Below are 2700 nucleotides of genomic sequence, written 5' to 3' on the forward strand. Positions count from 1 at the left end.
GATGTCGAAAGCGCGCGCGAGATGATGGCGGAGGTCGAAAGGGCTCTGCCCGTCGATGCCGCGATCATGGTCGCCGCCGTCGCCGACTGGCGGCCAGAAGCAACGCCCGATCAGAAGATCAAGAAGGATGGAAAAGCCGTTCCACCGCTCGCATTAACCGAGAATCCCGACATATTGGCAACGCTCGCCAAGCATAAGCTGCGCCCGAAGCTGCTGGTTGGTTTTGCGGCGGAGACCGAAAAGATTGTCGAACATGCGCAGGCGAAGCTCGCCAAAAAGGGATGCGACTGGATTGTCGCCAACGATGTGGCCGCCGACCCGATGGGCGGCGAGAGCAACCGGGTGCATATCGTTAGCAAAGACGGCGTAGACAGCTGGGACCGGCTGCCCAAACAGGCCGTCGCCCGCAAATTGATGGAAAAGATCGCCGATGAGCTCGAAAAACGCGCACCCCTTGAAAGAGATTGAAATCGCCCTCCAGCGGTTGCCCAATGGCGGCGGTCTGCCCCTGCCCGCCTATGCCAGCGATGGCGCAGCGGGGATGGATGTCGTCGCGGCCGAGACGCTGACGCTGCGCCCCGGGGCACGCCATGCGGTCGCGACGGGCTTCGCGATGGCGATCCCCGCCGGGTACGAGGTGCAGGTGCGCCCGCGCTCGGGCCTCGCGCTCAAGCACGGCGTCACCTGCCTCAACACGCCCGGGACGATCGACAGCGATTATCGCGGCGAAGTGAAGGTGCTGCTCGTCAATCTCGGCGAGGAGGATTTCGTCATCACCCGCGGCATGCGCATCGCCCAGATGGTGGTGGCGCCGGTGACGCAGGTGCGGTTCGCCGAAATCGGCGAGACGACCGAAACCACCCGCGGCGCCGGTGGCTTCGGCTCGACCGGGGTGTGACGGGGGCCAAGGCGCCCTTCCGTTCACCGCACTCGGCAGTCAAGAAGCGCCGCTAATGCGCTGACGGCCGTGTTACCTTTGCAGCCATTTTCGTCAAATCCCGGCGCTTGCGAAAAGATGACGCTCTGGTCATCGCGCGGCCTCGGCCCTATCCTCCCCGACAGAAACGGATCATTTTCGAAACAACGTTTTCCAAGGGAGAAACAGTCATGGCCGATACGAGAAAGCCGGGCCGCGGCAGGGTCTATGCGTCGATCACCGAAACGATCGGCGATACCCCGATCGTGCGCCTCGACAAGCTGGCCAAGGAAAAGGGCGTCAAGGCCAACCTGTTGGCCAAGCTCGAATTCTTCAACCCGATCGCTTCGGTGAAAGACCGCATCGGCGTCGCCATGATCGAGAGCCTCGAAGCGCAGGGCAGGATCACGCCCGGCAGGACGACGCTCATTGAGCCGACATCGGGCAATACCGGCATCGCGCTTGCCTTTGCCGCCGCGGCCAAGGGCTACAAGCTGATCCTGACCATGCCCGAGACGATGTCGATCGAGCGCCGCAAGATGCTCGCCCTGCTCGGCGCCGAACTGGTCCTGACCGAAGGTCCGAAGGGAATGAAGGGCGCCATCGCCAAGGCGGAGGAGCTTGCCGCCTCCCTTCCCGATGCCGTCATTCCCCAGCAGTTCGAAAACCCGGCCAATCCGGAAATCCACCGCAAGACAACGGCGGAAGAAGTCTGGAACGATACCGACGGCGAGATCGACATTCTCGTCGCCGGCATCGGTACCGGCGGCACGATCACCGGCGCCGGCCAGGTGCTCAAGGACCGCAAGCCGGGCCTCAAGGTGATTGCCGTAGAACCGGAGGAATCACCCGTGCTTTCCGGCGGCGAACCGGGGCCGCACAAGATCCAGGGCATCGGTGCCGGCTTCGCACCGAAAATCCTCGACACCCATATCTATGACGAGGTCGTCACCGTGAGTGGGCCTGAGTCCATGGAGATGGCACGGCTGGTCGCCCGGCTCGAAGGCGTACCGGTCGGCATATCCTCCGGTGCCGCCCTCACCGCCGCCATCGAAGTGGGGAGCCGTCCGGAAAATGCCGGCAAGACCATCGTCGTCATCATTCCCTCCTTTGCCGAACGCTATCTCTCGACTGCGCTGTTCGACGGCCTCGGCGAATAGTTCCCTCTCTCAAGCCGCCGCTATGGCCAGTCGCTCGCTGGCCATGCGGTAGGAGATCGCCTCGGCAAGGTGAAGGCGGCCGACCGTCGCCTTGCCGTCGAGATCCGCCAAGGTGCGCGCCACCTTCAGGACGCGGTGATAGCCCCGGGCAGAAAATTTCAGTTTCTCCGCGGCATCCCTCAGCAATTGCAGACCGGACGGATCGGGCTCGGCGAATTTCTCGATCATCGCGGTGGAGCAGCGCGCATTGGTGATCGGGCCGCTGCCTCCCGCAGCATCGAAACGATCACGCTGCAGCTCCCTTGCAGCAAATACCCGACGCGCCACGTCGGCACTGCTTTCGGCCGGGGCCGGGCGGATGAGATCGGCCGCGGCGACCGCCGGCACGTCGATTCGGATATCGATGCGATCCATCAGCGGTGCGGAGATGCGACCCTGATAATCGGCAGCGCAGCGTGGACCGCGGGCGCAGGTATGGCCCGGTTCGCCGGCCATGCCGCAGCGGCAGGGATTCATCGCCGCGACGAGCTGGATATTGGCGGGATAGGAGACGCGATGATTGGCGCGGGCGATGACGCATTCGCCGGTTTCCAGCGGCTGGCGGAGCGCATCCAGAACCTGCGG

Annotated in this window: 4 protein-coding genes; 3 read left to right on the forward strand and 1 reads right to left on the reverse strand. The window is 64.1% G+C overall.

The annotated features are described in order from the left end of the window. From ABW043_RS21180 to cysK, 3 genes are all read left to right on the forward strand, one after another. Window positions 1–468 (forward strand): phosphopantothenoylcysteine decarboxylase domain-containing protein (locus ABW043_RS21180; protein WP_353923178.1); only part of this gene is annotated, 468 nt, incomplete at its 5' end. Then, window positions 431–898, forward strand: coding sequence for a dUTP diphosphatase (dut, locus tag ABW043_RS21185; RefSeq protein ID WP_353923179.1), 468 nt, complete (start codon window positions 431–433; stop codon window positions 896–898). The genes ABW043_RS21180 and dut, both read left to right, overlap by 38 nt. A 209-nt stretch (window positions 899–1107) precedes the next feature. Next, window positions 1108–2076: a cysteine synthase A gene (cysK, locus tag ABW043_RS21190; RefSeq protein ID WP_353923180.1), complete on the forward strand. Its 969-nt coding sequence runs from the start codon at window positions 1108–1110 to the stop codon at window positions 2074–2076. Between the two features lie 9 nt (window positions 2077–2085). On the opposite strand, the gene ABW043_RS21195 is transcribed toward cysK, so the two are convergent. Then, the coding region (locus tag ABW043_RS21195; protein ID WP_353923181.1) for an ATP-binding protein at window positions 2086–2700 on the reverse strand (615 nt) is incomplete at its 5' end.

It is taken from the genome of Devosia sp., assembly GCF_040509215.1.
Taxonomy (GTDB): Bacteria; Pseudomonadota; Alphaproteobacteria; order Rhizobiales; family Devosiaceae; genus Devosia.

Bases quoted from the DNA above. Each gene is read 5' to 3' on its own strand.
- dut (WP_353923179.1), top strand. From the start codon at position 431: ATGAGCTCGAAAAACGCGCACCCCTTGAAAGAGATTGAAATCGCCCTC.
- cysK (WP_353923180.1), top strand. From the start codon at position 1,108: ATGGCCGATACGAGAAAGCCGGGCCGCGGCAGGGTCTATGCGTCGATC.